This is a genomic window from Leifsonia shinshuensis (assembly GCF_031456835.1).
Lineage (GTDB): Bacteria > Actinomycetota > Actinomycetes > Actinomycetales > Microbacteriaceae > Leifsonia > Leifsonia shinshuensis_C.
In genome coordinates this window covers 2,164,975-2,182,421 of the sequence record NZ_JAVDVK010000001.1, presented here as the reverse complement: position 1 = coordinate 2,182,421, position 17,447 = coordinate 2,164,975, and the positions used below count along the sequence as shown (strand labels likewise).

The window sequence follows — 17,447 nt, the reverse complement described above, 5'->3', positions numbered from 1 at the left end:
GATCCTGTCCTCGGCGCCGGGACGCGAGATCGTTCCCCGTCCCGAATATGACCCTAACAGACACGGAATCAAATATTTCGATAAGGTCATTTCAACGACAGAAGGGACAGGCGGATGAAGCTCTCCGACGGACGCGACGCACTCGAGTTCGAGCGCGCCGGCGACATCCTGCGCGTGAAGGTGACAGGCGCCCAGATCGCGATGGCGTCGATGGAGGTCATCCGTCACCATGCCCGCATCGGTCCGGACGCGTTCGACGAGTTCGCGGCGGTCGTCGAGTATGCGGTGCCACCGGGGGCCGTGACTCTGCGGCAGGCGACGCTGAGCGCACGCACCCGGTTGGCGAGGCTGCAGACGGCGCAGAGGCTCGCAACACTGGTCCCGCGGGCGGCGGGCTTTCGTGTGCCGTTCCTCCATCCGGAGAACATTCTGCTGACAGGAGCGGGTGCCCGTCCCGCCCACTCCGGCCTGGCGGGAATGCTCGCACCGATGGACTCCGACGACGCGCGCTTCCTCGTGGGGTACAAAGCGCTCGTCCTCAGCGTGTTCCACCCGCGGTTGCCCTTCGAGCACCTGGTCGACGGCTCGGCGGCGCTCACCGACGCGCTCAGCATGACCGTGTCGGGTCTCGGCACACCGGAGGAGATCTCGGCGTTCATCGACGCGGAGTGTCTTTCCGAGTCGCATCGCGCCGCCCGGCGGACGGCAACGGTGCCGCGTCTTCGGCACCGGCTGCTCACCGGGGGAGGGACGGCAGCGATCGTCGGGGCGGCCGTTCTCGGCTGGTTCACCTACGTGTCGTACGTGCAGACGGTGCCGAAACAGGAGGCGATCATCGCCGCCCAGGCGGAGTTCCTCACCCGCGACTACGCCCGGGCGCTGGCGGAACTGCGCGACTACAGTCCCGGCGACCTGCCGAGATCCGCCCGCTACATCCTCGCGGCGAGCTCCATCGAGCTCGCGGAACTGACCGGCACGCAGAAGCAGGCGGTGCTCGACAGCATCTCCACGAAGACCGACGACAACACGCTGGGCTATTGGATCCATCTCGCCCGGGGAGAACTCGACCGTGCCCTCAGCCTGGCGCAGAACCTCGGAGACGACCAGCTCACGTTGCTGGCCTACACGGAGCTCTACGAGGCGACGAAGCTGGACGCGAGGATGGACGGCGCGACGAAGCAGAAGCGCCTCGAAGACTACAGCGCGAAGATCGACGACCTCACCGGGCGACTGAGGGTGGAGCGGTGAGCGCCCCGGCGGTCGACGACCCGTTCGGCACATCCACCATGTCCGAGCCGAGTGATCGGTTGATCGACGATCGGCTGGAACCCGAGACGGTGCTTTTCGTCGTCCACATGCTCGGTGAACGGCTGATCAGCATCACTCTCACGGAGGATCGGCGCTCCGCCGTCCGCGACGGGCTCACGATCGGCGTGATCAACGACCGGCTGTTCGTCAACGGCGAGGCCGTCAGCCCCGGGATTCGACTGCTAGCGGGAATCAAACTGCTGATCGTGGATGCGCGCCTCGCCAGGACGACGCACCTGCAGTTGGACATGACGGAAGATACCGTCCTGGGGAAGTCGGCGGCCGCCACGGTGCGAACGTCGTCGAGCGGCGGCGTCGCCGCCGTCGTCGTCCGGAACGATGCCCTCGTCGTGGACCCCGCAGGCGGCCTCGTCTATCTCAACGACGTGCGCATCACCGAGCCGGAGCTGCTCGGGCCGCTGGAACCGGGTGACCGTTTGCTCACACCGGAGGTCCTGCTCGAGAGGAGACCCTCGCAGTGGCGCCTCACGACCTTCGCGCCCGGCGTGGAGGTGAACGAGGCCGCCGTGCTCCGGCAGCCGAAGGCAGCCGAGTTCCCTCCCGATTTCCCCGAGTACCGGCGGAGTCCTCGAATCACTCTCGAGCTGCCGACCGAGAAGATCGAGCTGCGGAAGATCGAGCCGCCCCAGAAGCCGGACAGGAACGGCATCCTCAAAGCGCTCCTCCCACCGTTGGGGATGGTCGCTATCGGCGTCGTTACCACCGTGCTGTCCGGGCGGAATCCGCTGCTGATGCTCGGCATGGCCCTGATGAGCATCATTACTGCGGCATTCACCGTGTCGACCTTCGTGAGCGAGCGTCGGGCGAGACAGCGGCAGGAGGCGGTGAGGCGGGAGAGCTATGAACGGTACCTGCTCGATGCCGCCGCGTCCCTCGGGCGGCTCTCGGCACTCGAGAGACGGGTGCGTGACCATGCCCTACCCTCGCCGGATGCAGTGATCGACCTCGTCGACGCGTACGACTCGCGCATCTACGAGAGGCTCCCGAACAACAGGGACTTCCTGGAGGTCTCACTGGGCATGGGAGACATCCCGTCGTCCCTGACGATCGCCTCCGACGTCGACGAGCGCGACGACGACCACGACGCGCGAAGGGTCGCCGAACTGCTCGCGCGCTATGCGACGCAGCGCCAGGTGCCGATGCCGCTGAGCCTGCGATCGCAGACGATCGGGCTGGTCGGGGGTCGTGATGCCGTGACGACCGCTGCGGCCGGCCTCCTGTTCCAGCTGGCCGTCTTCCACTCGTACCGCGATCTCCAGTTCGTCGCGCTGGTAGGCGAGTCGTCGTACCGGGAGGAGTGGCTGCACTGGCGCTTCCTGCCGCACTTCACGTTGCACGACCTGAACCTCCGCGGGATCGTCCGCAACGCGAAGACGCGCGACATGGTCCTCGGCAGCTTCACCCGGATCCTCGCGAGGCGGCGGCAGGCGCTGCGGGAGTCGACCCGGGAGAGTCCGGTGTTCGCGCCGCACTACGTCCTCACGGTCCTCGACGACACCCATCTCGCCGGACACGGGATCAACGAGTACCTGGCGGAGGACATGAGCAAGCTGGGGGTGACCGTCATCTGGTGCACCGAGGACCGCACCATGCTGCCGGAGACCGTGACCGCGCTCATCGAGTACCGGAACCGCACCGCCGGCACACTCGTCAACGACGGGCGCGTCCATGTGGCGCGGGGTTTCGTGCCATATGCGAGACCGCGAGGGTTGGAGCGGGCGCTTCGGCGCCTGTCGAACCTGACGCACGTGGAGGTCGAGAAGAACGCGGTCCCCACCGCTGTGAGCTTCCTCGAGATGTACCAGGTCGAAGAGGTCGAGCACCTCGAGGTGGGTCGGCGCTGGTCCGAGGCGGACACCTCGAAGACGCTCGCCGTTCCGCTCGGATTGCGGGGAAAGGACGACCTCGTCGAACTCAACCTCCACGAACGGGCCCACGGCCCGCACGGTCTCGTCGCGGGAACGACGGGCTCGGGCAAATCGGAGATCGTGCAGTCGTACATCCTGTCGCTCGCGGTCAACTTCGGCCCGGAGGATGTGGGCTTCCTGCCGATCGACTTCAAGGGCGGCGGAATGGCCAACCTGTTCGCCGGCCTGCCTCATCTGCTGGGATCCATCACCAATCTCGACGGCGCCGCTTCGGCGCGGGCTCTCGCGTCCATCCGCGCCGAACTTCAGAAGCGGCAGCGGCTGTTCGGCGAGTACGGCGTGAACCACATCAACGGGTACACGCGGCTCTACAAGCTCGGTCGGCAGGAGGGCGATCCGATCGAGAGGAAGAACTACCCGGCGAGACCCCTCCCGCATCTGTTCCTGATCTCCGACGAGTTCGCGGAGCTGAAGGCCAACCAACCGGAGTTCATGGAGGAGCTCGTCTCGACCGCGCGGATCGGGCGATCGCTCGGCGTTCACCTGATCCTGGCCACCCAGAAGCCGAGCGGAGTGGTGAACGACCAGATCTGGTCGAACAGCCGCTTCAAGCTGGCGCTGAAGGTCGCCGACGTGTCCGACTCGAACGAGATCATCAAGACGCCGGATGCGGCCGGCATCGTCGAGCCGGGCCGGGCCTACCTGCAGGTGGGCAACAACGAGATCTACGAGCTCTTCCAGTCCGCGTGGTCGGGGGCTGCCTACGATCCCGGCTCGGCGGACACGAGCGGGGTGGACGAACGCATCTACCGGGTCAACGACGTCGGGCAGTACGACCTGTGGACGCGCGACCTCTCGGGCGAAGAAGCCGTCCGGGAGGCGCGTGGTGATCGCGTCAGCGAGCTGAGGGCGGTCGTCGCTCACCTCGCGGAGGTGGCACAGGGGGCCCGGGCCGTTCTGCCGGATAGGCCGTGGTTGCCGCCGTTGGATGGCCGGCTGACGACGCCAGCTGTAGGCGAAGGGCCCGGGGTGCCCCTGGGTCGGCTGGACATCCCGCGCCGGCAGTCGCAGGAGACCTACGTCTTCGCCCTCGAAGAGGCATCGCATCTGGCCGTCTTCGGAAGTCCCGGCTTTGGTGCGTCCACGGTGCTGCAGACGCTCGTGATGAACCTGGCGCGCCAGCGGAGCCCGCTGCAGGTGCAGTTCACCCTTCTGGACTTCGGCAACAACGGTCTCCTGCCGCTGCACCGCTTGCCGCACGTCGCCGATCTGGTGACGCTCGAGGAGCACGAGAAGCTGCGGAAGGCGCTGGACCGGATCGGCCGGGTGCTCTGCGAGCGCAAGCGGCAGCTCCGGACGGCGGGCGTGGCCAACGCCGCCCAGTTCGCCGCCAAGACGGGGGAGGAGCTGCCGGTCGTCGTCACCGTCCTCGACGGCTACGACGCGATCGCACAGGACAAGCGCAAGGATTCGATCGACGCACAGCTGATCCAGCTCCTGCGTGAAGGGGCCGCACTCGGCGTCCACCTCGTCATGACGGCGAACCGCGCGAACTCCCTCCGGATGAACATGAGCAGCAACATCCCCGCGAAGATGGCGCTCTATCTCAACGACGAGGCCGACGTCGCCGCGTTGTTCGGCCGGGAGCGCGTCGTGCAGGCGGAGATCCTCGGTCGGGGGCAGCTGCTGCTGGAGGCGCCGACCGCCATCCAGTTCTACCTGCCGGCGGAGGGCGGGAACGACACCGAGGTGCTGGATGCTCTCGACCGGGAGGTCGCGCGGCGGGACGCCGAGTGGACAGGCGAGCGACCGGCGCGGATCCCGATGGTTCCCGACGAGCTGCCCCTGACCGACTTCGGCGCCCTGCCGCAGGTCGCCGGCTGGACCGCGCGTGGGGACCTGCCTCTGGCCATGTCATGCCAGACGACGGACGTCGTCGGACTCGTTCGCGGCGCCCAACCGTTCTTCCTCTGTGCGGCCTCCGATGAGGATCAGGAGGTGATCCTCCAGAGGACGCTGCTGCACGCGCTCGCCGCGACCGGCGCTCGAACCGTGCTCGCCGACCACGGCCAGCGCTTCGAAGACCTGGCCGAGCTCGTGCACGATGTGGGAAGCGTGACCTGGCACGACAAGCCGGAGGATGCCGCTCTCGACGCCGCTCTGCTCACCGAATACCTGCACCTCGGCGGGAGCCGGCAGCGGGGCGACTCCCAGGTGCTGGTGATCGCCGACCTGGCGCACTTCGTCCAAACGACGAGGATCACACCGGACGTGTTCGTCTCGAGCCTGAGACCGGCGAGCAGGGCCGGGCTGGATGTCGTGATCTTCTCGCCCCACGCCTACATCGCGAAGTCGTTCGATCCGGTGCCCAAGGGCCTCAGGGAACTGAAGTTCGGAGGTCTCATCGGAGCAAGGGCGTATGAGAGCCCGCTGATCAGGACCGGGGGCCTCTCGACGGAACCGGACCTGCACTCCGACCAGGTTCACCTCGTGAGCAGAGGAGGATCGGCCTACGACAAGGTCAAGCTGCCGTCAGGCTGACGGCGCCGACAGCCCCGCCGCTCCTGGTTGCACGAGGGTGAACCGGCCGTCCTCGAAGGGCGCGACGCCCGCGGCGCCGGCGAAGGCGGCGAACGCGCGTGACGCAGCCTCGCGCTCCTCCGGCGGCATCGCGGCGAGGACTTCCGCGACGGCGTTGCGGCGGTGGGCGATCACGCGTTGCACCAGGCGCTCGCCCTCGTGCGTGAGGCTGAGCCGCACGTAGCGGCGGTCCGACGGATCCTCCCGCCGTTCGATGAGGCCGAGGCGGACGAGCTTCTCGCTGGTGCGCGTCGCGTTCGAGGCGTGGACGCCCAGCTCGACGGCCACGTCCCCCGGGTTCTGCGGACCGCGGGTCGCGATGAACACCAGAACACGCAACTGCGGCGACGTGACGATGTGGTCGACCTCCATCACCGACTGCGCTGCCACGTGCATCAGCACATCTGCCGCGCGCAGGGCGGACTCGATCGATTCCTCGTCGCTCACGACTCCATTTCTACCGTGAACGCGCGCCACGCGGACCGCCGGGATGCGCGATGCTCCCGGCGAGGCCGCGCAGCCGCGCCTCCCGTTCAGCTGCCGTCGTCGCCGTGGTCGCGGTCGTCCCGCCGCAGGGCGCCCTTGACCCGCTCCACCCCCTCCGTGACCAGCGACGTGGCCGAGTCCTTGATGGCGCCGAAGCCCTCGGGGTCGCCGCTGAGCAGCGCCTTCGCCGTGTTCTTGGCGAACTCGAACGTGATGTGCGGCGGAAGGGGCGGGACGTTCTTGCTGGTGTGCGCGTCGATCAGCGTGACTCCCCGATGCGCGAATGCCGCATCCCACGCCGCCGCCACGTCGTCGTCCTCGGTGACCGTGATGCCGTTGAAGCCCAGCAGTCGTGCCCACCCGGCGTAGTCCACCGACTCGACGTCCTGCGACGTCGACCACACCGGGTTGCCGTCCTCCGTCCGCATCTCCCAGGAGACCTGGGTCAGGTCGTCGTTGTGGAGCACGAGCACGATGAAGGTCGGGTCCGACCAGCGCGACAGGTACTTCTTGATGGTGATGAGCTCGTTCATCCCGAGCATCTGGAACGCGCCGTCGCCGATCGTGCACACCACGGCGCGGTCGGGGAACGCGAACTTGGCGGCCTCGGCGTACGGCATGGCCGCCAGCATGCTGGCGAGCCGTCCGGAGAGATCCCCGAGCATCCCGTCGTGCAACCGGATGTAGTGGCCGTACCAGTCGGCGGTCGTGCCCGCGTCGGCGGTGACGATCGCACCGGCCGGGAGGCGCTTGTTCAGCTCCTGGTAGACGCGGCGCGGATTGACGCCGTCGTCGTACGTCTGCTCCGCCTGCGCCGTCAGCTCGTCGTCCCACTTGGCCATGTCGGCGATGACCTTCTCCTGCCAGGAGCGGTCCTCCTTGCGGGTCAGCAGGGGCAGGAGGCCGTCCAGCGTGGCCTTCACGTCGGCCCAGATGCTGACCTCGGTCGGGTAGCGCATCCCGAGCTGCTCCGGGCGCAGGTCGATCTGCACGGCGCGCGCCTGCCCGGTCGCGGGCAGGAACTGCCCGTAGGGGTAGTTCGTGCCGAGGAGCACGAGGGTGTCGCAGTCCTTCATCTGCTGGTAGCTCGCTCGCGAGCCGAGGAGCCCGAGCTGCTGCGTGTGGAACGGGACATCGGACGGCACCACCTGCTTGCCCCGCAGGCTGGTGATGACGCCGGCGCCGGCGAGCTCGGCCGCCTCCAGCACCTCGGCCGTCGCGCCGTTCGCGCCCGCGCCGACCAGGAACGTGACGCGCTCGCCGGCGTTGATGACGTCCGCGGCCGCCTGCAGCTGCTCGAGCGGCGGGGCGATGCGGATGGACGGCGCGACCGCGCTGGACCGCGACTGCCACATCTCCGGGCCCGGTTCCACCATCTTCTGGCCCTGCACGTCGTGCGGCAGGATGATCACGCACGGCTGCAGCCGGGTGATCGCGGTCCGGAACGCCGTGTCGACGACGGCCTGGGCCTGCGCGGGCGACACGATCGTCTGCACGTACGCCGCGACGTCGGAGAACGTCCGCTCGAGGTGGCTCTCCTGCTGGTTGAAGGTCCCCAGCGAGTCGAGCCCCTGCTGCCCCACGATCGCGACCACCGGCTGGTTGTCCATCTTGGCGTCGTAGAGGCCGTTGATCAGGTGGAAGCCGCCCGGGCTCGACGTGGCGATGCACACCCCCACCTCGCCGGTGAACTTCGCGTGCGCCGTCGCCATGAAGGCGGCGATCTCCTCGTGCGTCGGCCGGATGTACTCGAGGCCCTCTCCGGCCCGCTCGGCCTTGCCGAGCGCACCGTCGAACTCCCCGATGCCGTCCCCGGGGTACCCGAAGACGCGCCGGACGCCCCACTCCCGGATCCGCTCGATCACGAACTCGCTCACCGTCGCCATGCTGTCTCCTCCACGTCTTTCGTGTCCTCCGCCATCCAACGCTTCCGCGCCGCCCCGTCAACGGCCACGGGAGCGGCTCACTTCTTCGACTGCTCCTCGGCCGCCTCCCGGAAGCGCTGCCGCGGCTCGGGGAAGGCGCTGACCGGGGCGTCGTCACGCGGCGTCAGCCCGTTGCCGATCCACCCGAGCACCAGCCGGAACCGGCGGCTCAGGCTCGGCAGCGCGATCGCGTGGTACACCTTGTCGACCGCCCAGGCCGGCAGTCCGCGCAACGGCACGCCGCGGAGCACCGCGGCCCCGCGCATCCCGCCGTAGCTGGCCAGCGTGCCGAGCGAGCGGTGCCGGTACTCGACGGGACCGCGCCCGTCGAGCGCGCGGCGGAGGTTGTCGGCCAGCACCCGCGCCTGCCGGATCGCGTTCTGCGCGTTCGGCGCGTAATACGCCGGCTGGTGCTCTGCGGTGAGGTCGGGGACCTGCGCGTCGTCGCCGAGCGCCCACACACCGTCGACCACCGATCCGTCGTCGCGGACCGCCTGCATGGTCGCGGCGCACTGCACGTGACCCTTCTTCCCCAGCGGCACGCCGGCTCGCTCGAGCACCGGGTTCGGCGTGACGCCGGCCACCCAGACGATGGTGTCCGAGGGGTGCGTCTCCCCGTTGCTGAGCACGACGTCGCCGCCCTCGCACGTCGTCACCTCGGTGCGGAGGAGGACGCGGATGCCGCGGCGGCGCAGCAGCCGCAGCGTCCAGGCGGACAGCGGCTCGGTCAGCTCGGCGGCGATGCGGCCGGCGGCCTCGATCAGCAGCCAGCTCATCCGCTCGCCGTCGAGCTCGCGGTACCGCTCCAGCTCCGCCGTCGCGAGGCGCTGCAGCTCGGCGATCGCCTCGACGCCGGTGTACCCGCCCCCGACGAAGACGAAGGTCAGGGCGCGCTGCCGTTCCGCGCGGTCGGTCGTCGCGGCGGCGAAGCGGATGCGCTCCAGCACGTGGTCGCGCAGGAACGACGCCTCCTCGACGCTCGAGAATCCGATGGCGTTCTCCTCGAGGCCCGGGATGGGCAACGTCTTCGTGACCGCGCCGAGGGCGAACACGATGTGGTCGTAGGAGAGGGAGCGTTGCGTGCCGTCGAGCGCGCGCACGACGGCCAGCTTCGCGTCCGGGTCGACCGACTCGACCGTGCCGGAGACGACGTCCGCGTGGCGGAGCGGCCGGCGGATCGGGACGACGCTGTCGCGCGCCTGCGTCTCGCCGCCCGCGACCTCGGGCAGCAGCGGCTTGTAGGTCAGGTACGGCTGCGGCTCGACGACGGTCAGGCGGAGCCGGTGCGCCGCGGCATCCCGGCGCAGGTCCCTGGCCAGCGTGAAACCGGCGAAGCCGGCTCCGAGGATGAGGATGTGCGGCTCGGTCATCGGTCACTCCCTCGCGATCACAGTCCCACGCTGCCGTGCATGATGCCGCCGTCGACGAAGACGGTCGTGGCCGTCATGTACTTTGCGGCGTCCGAGACGACGAACGCGACGACGTCGCCGATCTGCGAGGGCTCGGCGACCTCGCGCAGCGGGATGCTGTTCTCCAGCCTCTGCCGCAGCGAGTCGTCCTTCATGGTGGCGGCGTTGATCGGGGTGTTCACCGCGCCGGGCGCGACGCTCACGACGCGGACTCCCTGCGGCCCCAGCTCCACGCCGGCGGTCCGGGTCAGCATCCGCATCCCGCCCTTCGAGACGCAGTAGCTGAGGTTGCCGGGCATCGGCCAGTCCTCGTGCACCGAGGACACGTTGACCACGACGCCTCCGCCGCCCTGGGCGATGAACCGTTGCGCGGCGCGCTGCGTGCCGAAGACGGCGCTCTTGAGGTTGATCGTCATGACCTCGTGGAAAGTCTTCTCGTCGACCTCCAGGAGGCTGTGCCGCTTCTCGACGCCGGCGTTGTTGACGTAGGCGTCGAGCCGGCCGAACTCGTCGACGGCGGTCTGGATGAGCTTGTCGATGCCCGCCGTGGTCGACGCGTCCGCTTCGACGCCGATCGCCCGGCCTCCACCGGCGGTCACCTCCTTGACGAGGTCCGCAGTGTCCTCGGGATGGGCGACGTAGTCGATCACCACGGCCGCACCGGCTGCCGCGAGGGAGCGGACGATCGCTGCCCCGATCCCGCTGTTGCCGCCCGTGACGACCACGCTCTTGCCGCTGAGCTCCACCGGGTCCTCCTTCGCTCGACGCGTTCGACGCCGCGACGCCGTTCTCACGCCGTTCCGGCGCCGCGCTGATGCCGCCCATTGAACGCTGGGCTCGCGCAAAGGGAATCGTTCGTGCGAAGGCTCGCAGGGGATCGCGGGCGAACATCCGGAAACGTGTACGCGCTGTCGAGGGATGGGTCTCCGGCTGGACGGGATGGCGAGTCACAGCCGCCTCGGAAGCCGTATTGTCATGATGGGCCAGACCCGTTTCAGCGAAGAAGAGGAGCGCCATGAGCTACGCCGTGACCAATCCCGCCACCGGCGAGACGGTCAAGACCTTCGACACCATCAGCGACGACGACCTGCAGGCCGCGATCGCGGCCGCCGACGACGCATTCCGGACGTGGTCGCGATCGACCACCGTGCAGGACCGCGCAGCGCTCGTCCGCCGGGTCGGGGAGCTGCACGTGGAGCGCCGCCAGCAGCTCGCCGACATCATCGTGCTCGAGATGGGCAAGCCGGTCGAGCAGGCACTGGCGGAAGTCGACTTCGCCGGCGCCATCTACGAGTACTACGCCGACCACGCGGACGACTTCCTGAAGGACGAGCCGATCCAGCTGCTCGACGGCGACGGCTCGGCCGTGGTCCGCCGCTCCGCCCTCGGCGTGCTGCTCGGGATCATGCCGTGGAACTTCCCCTACTACCAGGTGGCCCGCTTCGCCGGCCCGAACCTGGTGATCGGCAACACCATCCTGCTCAAGCACGCGGAGCAGTGCCCGGAGTCGGCGGCCGCCATCCAGCAGATCTTCCTCGACGCGGGCTTCCCCGAGGGCGCCTACGTCAACATCTACGCCAGCCACCCGCAGATCGAGACCGTGATCGCGGACCCGCGCGTGCAGGGCGTCTCGCTCACCGGCTCGGAGCGCGCCGGTGCCAAGGTGGCGGAGATCGCCGGGCGCAACCTCAAGAAGGTCGTGCTCGAGCTCGGCGGCTCGGACCCGTTCATCCTGCTCTCCACCGACGACCTGGATGCGGCGGTGCAGAACGCGGTGGATGCGCGCCTCGACAACAGCGGGCAGTCCTGCAACGCCGCGAAGCGCTTCGTGGTCATCGACGAGCTGTACCAGCCGTTCCTCGACAAGTTCACCGCCAAGCTGTCCGAGGTGGAGGCGAGCGACCCGACGAGCGAGGAGTCGGCGCTCGGCCCGCTCTCGTCGCTCAAGGCGGCCGAGAACCTCGACGAGCAGGTGAAGCGCGCGGTCGAGAACGGCGCGACGCTGGTCCGCGGAGGCGGCCGCAACGGCGCGTTCTTCGAGACGACGGTGCTCACCGACGTCACGCCGGACAACCCGGCCTCGAAGGAGGAGTTCTTCGGCCCCGTCGCGCAGGTGTTCCGCGCCAAGGACGAGGAGGACGCCGTTCGCATCGCCAATGACACCCCGTTCGGCCTGGGGTCGTACCTCTACACGACCGACAAGGAGCAGGCGGAGCGCGTCGCGAACCGCATCGAGGCCGGCATGGTGTTCGTCAACGTGGTGCTCGCCGACGGCGCCGAGCTGCCGTTCGGCGGCGTGAAGCGCTCCGGCTCGGGCCGCGAGCTCGGCCGCTTCGGCGCCGACGAGTTCGTCAACAAGAAGCTCATCCGCTCCTCCTGGTGACCCGGGGCTCCGCCCCACCGTCGAGTACACGAAAACTGCACGGATTCGGGAGGAATCCGTGCAGTTTTCGTGTACTCGACGGTGGGGGTGCTGAGGCCGGGTGGGTTACGGTGTTCGTGGAGGTGCCCGATGGGATACATGATGTACGACAGCAGCACGCAGATCTCGTTCGATGACCGCGTGCTGGCGCACCTCGAGGTCGTCATCGTCTCCAAGCTGCGGCGCAAGGAGTCCTTCGCGTTGAGCTGGCGCGAGTCGCCGGAGAACGGCGACGGCCGCACCACGATCTGGATCGACCCGTCCATCCCGCTCCGCTTCCGCTACAGCGGTTCGCGGCCCCCGACGATCGACCGCGAGTGGATCGAGCACCTGGCCGCGTCGGCCGCGAGCTCCTCCGGCCTGATCGCCCTCGACGAGGACGGCCAGCACGTCACCGGCACCACGCACGAGCGCGGGCTCTAGGGCCGCTCACTCCTCGAGCTGATCGAGCGTGTGCCGGGCGAGCGCGGCCATGCGCGGGTTGTCGTCGGACGACATCGCCAGCGCGGACGCCATCGCGACCGCCCAGCCGCGGGCGCGCCTCCAAGTCGCCCGGTCGGGGGATGCGGGGAGCGCCGCGCGGAACGCCTCCCGGGCGTCCCCGTCGAACGTCAGCCACGCCGTCGCCAGGTCGGTGGCGGGGTCGCCGCTCGTCACATCCCCGAAGTCGACCACGGCGGCCAGCGAGACCGAGTCGCCGATGAGCAGGTTGCCGGGATGGAGGTCTCCGTGCAGCAGCAGGGGCGGGCCGTCCCACACCGCCGCTTCCAGAGCCTCGCGCCAGGCCTGCTCGAGGTGGGCGACCTCCCGGCGTCCGGAGAGCGACCGCAGCCGCAGGCGCACGGCCTCGTCGCGGTCGGCCAGCGGCACGCCGCGCACGGGGTTCCTCGGCGCCTCGGGCGCCGGGACGGCCAGCTCGCCGACGAACATCGCGAGCGGCTCCGCCAGCCCGGCACGTCCGGCCGCGTCGACCGAGGCGCCGTCGGTGCCCTCGAACCACTCGACCACGCTCCACGGCCAGGGGAACGCCTCCGAGGGCGACCCGACGCGCACCGGCGCGGGCACGGGGACGCCGACCCGCGCGGCGATCGCGGGCAGCATCCGCTGCTCGTGCTCGATCAGGTGTGCGGCGACCTCGCGGCGCGGGACCCGCACGGCCAAGCGGTCGCCGAGGCGGTAGAGCTGGTTGTCCCAGCCGTCCGAGACGAGTCGCAGCTCTCCCGGGAGGTCGGGATGCTGCTCCGCGAGCAGTCGACGGACGAGTCTCTCGTCCGTCACGATGTCGGCCGCAGGGGTGTCGCTCACCGGTCGAACCTAGCAGGATGCGCGCCGCGCCCAGGGCGGCCGGGACGCGGCTGATCGGCCGTCGTGGCCTCGTGGTTCGCAGCAAAGCTGCGTATCGTGGAGAACCACGCCGATTCCGTGCATCCCGCGCCAAACGTGTGCGGGATCTGTGTGAAAGCATGTCCGTCGGAGGTTCCATGACCAAGACGCCCGCCCCGGCCGCCGACCGCATGCACGCGGTCACCCCCGAGACCCGTGAGCTCGTCGACCTGGTGCTCGACTACTCGCGGCGCCGCATCCTGAGCGAGGACACCCCGCTCGACAAGCCGCTGCCCGAGTTCGAGCTGCGCCGGCTCGCCGGGCAGACTGTCTCCGAGACCGGGATCGGCGCCGAGCGCGCGCTCGCCCTCTTCGAGCACGTGCTCGCCCCCGCCTGCATCACCACCGACCACCCGCGGTACCTCTCGTTCATCCCGACCGCTCCGACCAAGGCGGCGACCGCGTTCGACCTGGTCGTGTCGGCCAGCGCCGTCTACGGCGGTTCGTGGCTCGAGGGATCCGGAGCGGTCTACGCGGAGAACCAGGTGCTCGCCTGGCTGGCGGCCGAGTTCGGGCTTCCGGCCACGGCGGGCGGCGTCTTCGTGCAGGGCGGGACGCTCGGCAACCTGTCCGCGCTCGTCGCCGCCCGCGAGGCCGCCCGCACCGAGCGGGGCAACCCGTCCGGTCGCTGGGTGATCGTGTGCAGCGCCGAGGCGCACTCCTCCATATCGTCGGCCGCGCGGGTGATGGATGTGGACGTGGTCGCGGTCTCCCCGGGTGAGTCCGGCGTCCTCACCGGTGACGCGGTGCGCCCCGCTCTGGAGGAGTACGGCGACGCGGTCTTCGCGGTCGTCGCGACCGGGGGGTCGACGAACTTCGGAATCGTCGACGACATCGCCTCCGTCGCGGCGCTCAAGTCGGAGTTCTCGTTCTGGCTGCACGTCGACGGCGCGTACGGGCTCGCTGGGATGCTCTCCCCGCTCGCGCGTCATCGCTTCGCCGGCGTCGAGCACGCGGACTCCGTGATCGTCGACCCGCACAAGTGGCTGTTCGCTCCGTTCGACGCCTGCGCACTGATCTACCGCGACCCGGAGGCCGGCCGCCGCGCGCACACGCAGCACGCCGAGTACCTCGACACGCTCACCGAGAACACCGAGTGGAGCCCGTCCGACTATGCGGCGCACCTGACGCGCCGGGCGCGCGGGCTGCCGTTCTGGTTCTCGCTGGCGTCGCACGGGGCCGCCGCGTACCGGGACGCCGTGACGGCATCCATCCGGCTGGCCGAGCAGATCGCAGACGAGATCGAGCGGCGCGACGGGTTCCGCCTGGTGCGGCGGCCGCAGCTGTCCGTGGTCGTCTTCGAGCGCGAGGGGTGGACGAAGGAGGACTACGCCGTGTGGTCGGCCCGCCTGCTGGACGAGCAGCGCGCGTTCGTCACGCCGAGCTCGCATGCCGGCCGGCCGAACACGCGCTTCGCCGTCCTGAACCCGCTGACGACCTTCGACGACCTGGTCGGCATCCTCGACACGATGGAGTGAACGGCAACGCATCAATCGGCAACGCAGAAGCCCCCGTGCCAGACGGCACGGGGGCTTCTACGTTCGAGAGGGAGGGTGTCAGACGATGTCGTCCGACTCGCCCGTCCGGCGCGTCACGCGCTCGCCCGTCGCAGGATCGACGGCCGTGCGGGTGGTGGCGACGGAGGTGCGACGCCGGGTGAGCAGCACGATCCCGATGATGATGCCGATGACGCCGGCGACCATCAGGATGTAGCCCACCAGGTGCAGGTCGATCCAGCCGACCTGGACGTTGAGTGCGAACGCGAGGATCGCGCCCACGACGACGAGGAAGATCCCTGCGCCGAGGCTCATGGCGTCTCCCGGCCTAGACCCGACGGCTTCCGGTGAGCAGTCGCACCAGCCAGACGATCACGGCCAGGACGAGCAGGATGATTCCGACCCAGAGCAGGAAGTTCAGGGACTGCACGAATCCGCCGGTGAGCAGCAGGATGATGGCGATGATGGCAACGATGATGAGCAGGATGTTCATGGAGAAGTGTCCTTTCCTTGACGCGCTCCACACAACAACTACTTCAATTGCCTAGCAATCCCCTTGACTTCAGGTTCGTTTGGGCCTAGCCGTGCGCTCGGACGCGATCCGGTCCACGGTTTGGCGCATCTTCGTGAGGAATCGGGTGACCGTCTCGGCCTCGTCGGCGCTCAACTCGGCGGTCGCGGCGGCGATCTGCTCCTGGGCGGCGGCCAGCAGAGGACCCGTGTCGCCGAGCGCGGCCCGCGTGGGGACCAACTCCACCGAGCGCTTGTCGATGCGGCTCGGGCGCCGCTCCACGAAGCCCGCCTTCGTCAGCCGGTCGATGAGGAGGGTGGTGGACGCGCTCGACACCCCCACATAGGCGCTGACGTCCTTGGCGAAGGTCGGACGCCCGGCGGCCGTGTTGTCGAGGATCAGGCGCAGGGCGAGCAGATCGTTCTCGCCGATCCCCATCGCCGACCCGGTGCGCCGCCGCATCGCCGCTTCGGCCGCACGGTAGACCTGCAGCGCCTCGAGCACACCCGTCTCGGGCCGAGGCTCCTCCGGTTCGTGCGTCACTCTTATCAGTCATGCCCAGGATGCGTCCGTATGCAACGGGGGTGGACCTGACTGTCGGCGGATTCACGGACACGGAATGGGCGCGTATGCTCGCGCGGTGGACGAACGAGTGCTCCTCGAGCGGTATGAGCTGCACGACCGGTTGGGTCGGGGCGGGATGGCGACGGTCTTCCGCGCGCTCGACCGGCGGCTGGACCGAGAGGTCGCGGTGAAGGTGTTCGCCAGCGGAACAGCGGTGGACGATGCGCGACGGCGCACCGAGGCGACCATGCTGGGGCGGCTCAGCCACCCAAACCTGGTCGCGCTGCACGATGCGCACCTCGCTGCGGACGGCGACACCACGCCCAGCTTCCTCGTGATGGAGCTCGTCGACGGCGAGGACCTCCGCACGCGCCTGGAGCACGGTCCGCTCGCCCCGCAGGAGGCCGTCGAGGTGGCGGTCGGCATCGCGGAGGCGCTCGTGGTCGTCCACGAAGCCGGCATGGTGCACCGCGACCTGAAGCCCGGCAACATCCTGCTCGCCGAGGCGAGCGTCCCCGGCGGGCAGACCGTCGTGAAACTCGCCGACTTCGGGATCGCGCACCTCGTCGGCTCGGAGCGCATCACGACGATCGGCACGGTGATGGGGACGGCCGGATACCTCAGTCCGGAGCAGATCTTCGCCGGGGAACCCGGTCCGTCGTCCGACATCTACTCGCTCGGCCTCGTGATGCTGGAGGCGCTGACCGGGGTGCGCGAGTACCCCGGGACGCCGGTCGAGGCCGTAGCCGCTCGGGCGGCGCGCGATCCGCGCATCCCCTCGTCGCTGCCGGAGGACTGGCGCGGGCTGCTGGGCGCCATGACCGCGCGCGATCCGCAGCTGCGGCCGACGGCGCTCGAGGTCGCGGTCATGGTGCGGGAGCTGGCGCCGCAGCTGGTGGGGTGGACTCCCGAAGCGCCGGAGGACGTGCCCACGGTCGCGATGCCCGCGGTCGGGGCGGAGGCGGTCGGCGGCGCCGCGGTCGCGGCCGAGCGGTCCGGCGGCGCGGCCGCGCTCGGGGCTGAGCCTGAAGCGACCGACGCGACGCGCATCCTGCCCACGACCAGAGCGCGTCGCTCGCGGGCGTCGACGCGGCGCCGGCGCGGCATCGTCGCGACGGGGGCGGTCGCGGGGAGCATCCTGGTCGTCCTGGCGACGCTCGGGCTCGGCAGCATGATGGCGCCGGCGTCGGAGAAGCCCCAGAGCGTCCCGGACACGCCCCGGCCCACACCGAGCGTCGTGGCGCCCGCGTCGACTGTCGCGCCGGTCGAGGCGCCTGCCACGCAGGAGCCGGTGCAGCAGGAGCCGGTGCAGCAGCAGGCGCCCGCCAAGCAGGAACCGGCCAAGCAGGAGCCCGCCAAGCCCGGTCCGGGCGGCGGCCCGGGCAAGGGCGGCGGCAAAGGCGGCGGCCCGGATAAGGGCAAGGGCTGACCGCTTCCCGCTGAGCCTGCGCACCGGCGAGCCGCGCCCGGGATC

Annotated in this window: 14 protein-coding genes; 6 read left to right on the top strand and 8 right to left on the bottom strand. The window is 69.8% G+C overall.

Going from position 1 to position 17,447, the window contains the following annotated elements:
* Positions 1-114: 114 nt before the first annotated feature.
* Both essB and essC read left to right on the top strand, forming a co-directional pair.
* Positions 115-1,248, top strand: a complete 1,134-nt coding sequence (gene essB, locus J2W45_RS10665) for a type VII secretion protein EssB (RefSeq protein WP_310131625.1) — start codon at positions 115-117, stop codon at positions 1,246-1,248.
* Positions 1,245-5,738 (top strand): type VII secretion protein EssC, encoded by a 4,494-nt coding sequence (gene essC, locus J2W45_RS10660; RefSeq protein WP_310131622.1) that lies wholly within the window; start codon positions 1,245-1,247, stop codon positions 5,736-5,738. Before essB ends, essC begins: the two co-directional genes overlap by 4 nt.
* Here essC and J2W45_RS10655 read toward each other — a convergent pair.
* From J2W45_RS10655 to J2W45_RS10640, 4 genes are all read right to left on the bottom strand, one after another.
* Complete coding sequence (locus tag J2W45_RS10655; protein ID WP_310131621.1) at positions 5,730-6,224, bottom strand: MarR family winged helix-turn-helix transcriptional regulator; 495 nt, start codon at positions 6,222-6,224, stop codon at positions 5,730-5,732. The genes essC and J2W45_RS10655 overlap by 9 nt on opposite strands.
* An 86-nt stretch (positions 6,225-6,310) precedes the next feature.
* Positions 6,311-8,149 carry a thiamine pyrophosphate-requiring protein gene (locus tag J2W45_RS10650; protein ID WP_310131620.1) on the bottom strand — a complete coding sequence of 613 codons (1,839 nt, stop codon included), beginning with the start codon at positions 8,147-8,149 and terminating at the stop codon, positions 6,311-6,313.
* Between the two features lie 77 nt (positions 8,150-8,226).
* Positions 8,227-9,558 (bottom strand): NAD(P)/FAD-dependent oxidoreductase, encoded by a 1,332-nt coding sequence (locus J2W45_RS10645; protein WP_310131618.1) that lies wholly within the window; start codon positions 9,556-9,558, stop codon positions 8,227-8,229.
* A 17-nt stretch (positions 9,559-9,575) separates the two neighbouring features.
* Positions 9,576-10,343, bottom strand: coding sequence for a glucose 1-dehydrogenase (locus J2W45_RS10640; RefSeq protein ID WP_310131617.1), 768 nt, complete (start codon positions 10,341-10,343; stop codon positions 9,576-9,578).
* A gap of 269 nt (positions 10,344-10,612) precedes the next feature.
* Between J2W45_RS10640 and J2W45_RS10635 the strand changes: the two genes are divergently transcribed.
* Together J2W45_RS10635 and J2W45_RS10630 are read left to right on the top strand one after the other, a co-directional pair.
* Positions 10,613-11,980, top strand: a complete 1,368-nt coding sequence (locus J2W45_RS10635; RefSeq protein ID WP_310131615.1) for an NAD-dependent succinate-semialdehyde dehydrogenase — start codon at positions 10,613-10,615, stop codon at positions 11,978-11,980.
* A gap of 129 nt (positions 11,981-12,109) precedes the next feature.
* Positions 12,110-12,442: a DUF7882 family protein gene (locus J2W45_RS10630; protein ID WP_310131614.1), complete on the top strand. Its 333-nt coding sequence runs from the start codon at positions 12,110-12,112 to the stop codon at positions 12,440-12,442.
* Between the two features lie 6 nt (positions 12,443-12,448).
* On the opposite strand, the gene J2W45_RS10625 is transcribed toward J2W45_RS10630, so the two are convergent.
* Positions 12,449-13,324 carry an aminoglycoside phosphotransferase family protein gene (locus J2W45_RS10625; protein WP_310131612.1) on the bottom strand — a complete coding sequence of 292 codons (876 nt, stop codon included), beginning with the start codon at positions 13,322-13,324 and terminating at the stop codon, positions 12,449-12,451.
* Positions 13,325-13,482: 158 nt separating this feature from the next.
* Here J2W45_RS10625 and J2W45_RS10620 point away from each other — a divergent pair, with 158 nt between their 5' ends.
* Entirely contained in the window at positions 13,483-14,880 is a 1,398-nt protein-coding gene (locus tag J2W45_RS10620) for a pyridoxal phosphate-dependent decarboxylase family protein (RefSeq protein WP_396427085.1), read from the top strand.
* A gap of 78 nt (positions 14,881-14,958) precedes the next feature.
* On the opposite strand, the gene J2W45_RS10615 is transcribed toward J2W45_RS10620, so the two are convergent.
* The 3 genes from J2W45_RS10615 to J2W45_RS10605 all read right to left on the bottom strand — a co-directional run bounded on the left by J2W45_RS10615 (position 14,959) and on the right by J2W45_RS10605 (position 15,952).
* A complete protein-coding gene (locus J2W45_RS10615; RefSeq protein ID WP_310131610.1) occupies positions 14,959-15,213 on the bottom strand; it encodes a DUF6458 family protein in 255 nt (84 codons plus the stop codon).
* Positions 15,214-15,226: 13 nt separating this feature from the next.
* Positions 15,227-15,391: a hypothetical protein gene (locus J2W45_RS10610; protein ID WP_183080093.1), complete on the bottom strand. Its 165-nt coding sequence runs from the start codon at positions 15,389-15,391 to the stop codon at positions 15,227-15,229.
* Between the two features lie 69 nt (positions 15,392-15,460).
* The gene (locus J2W45_RS10605; RefSeq protein WP_310131609.1) at positions 15,461-15,952 is read right to left on the bottom strand and encodes a MarR family winged helix-turn-helix transcriptional regulator; all 492 of its coding nucleotides are present in this window, start codon (positions 15,950-15,952) and stop codon (positions 15,461-15,463) included.
* 97 nt (positions 15,953-16,049) lie between these two features.
* On the opposite strand from J2W45_RS10605, the gene J2W45_RS10600 reads away from it, so the two are divergent.
* Entirely contained in the window at positions 16,050-17,402 is a 1,353-nt protein-coding gene (locus tag J2W45_RS10600) for a serine/threonine-protein kinase (protein WP_310131608.1), read from the top strand.
* Positions 17,403-17,447 lie beyond the last annotated feature (45 nt).

Coding starts and splice junctions, on each gene's coding strand:
- J2W45_RS10650 (WP_310131620.1), bottom strand. CDS start 8,149: ATGGCGACGGTGAGCGAGTTCGTGATCGAGCGGATCCGGGAGTGGGGC.
- essB (WP_310131625.1), top strand. CDS start 115: ATGAAGCTCTCCGACGGACGCGACGCACTCGAGTTCGAGCGCGCCGGC.
- J2W45_RS10620 (WP_396427085.1), top strand. CDS start 13,483: ATGTCCGTCGGAGGTTCCATGACCAAGACGCCCGCCCCGGCCGCCGAC.
- J2W45_RS10645 (WP_310131618.1), bottom strand. CDS start 9,558: ATGACCGAGCCGCACATCCTCATCCTCGGAGCCGGCTTCGCCGGTTTC.
- J2W45_RS10635 (WP_310131615.1), top strand. CDS start 10,613: ATGAGCTACGCCGTGACCAATCCCGCCACCGGCGAGACGGTCAAGACC.
- J2W45_RS10610 (WP_183080093.1), bottom strand. CDS start 15,391: ATGAACATCCTGCTCATCATCGTTGCCATCATCGCCATCATCCTGCTG.
- J2W45_RS10630 (WP_310131614.1), top strand. CDS start 12,110: ATGGGATACATGATGTACGACAGCAGCACGCAGATCTCGTTCGATGAC.
- J2W45_RS10615 (WP_310131610.1), bottom strand. CDS start 15,213: ATGAGCCTCGGCGCAGGGATCTTCCTCGTCGTCGTGGGCGCGATCCTC.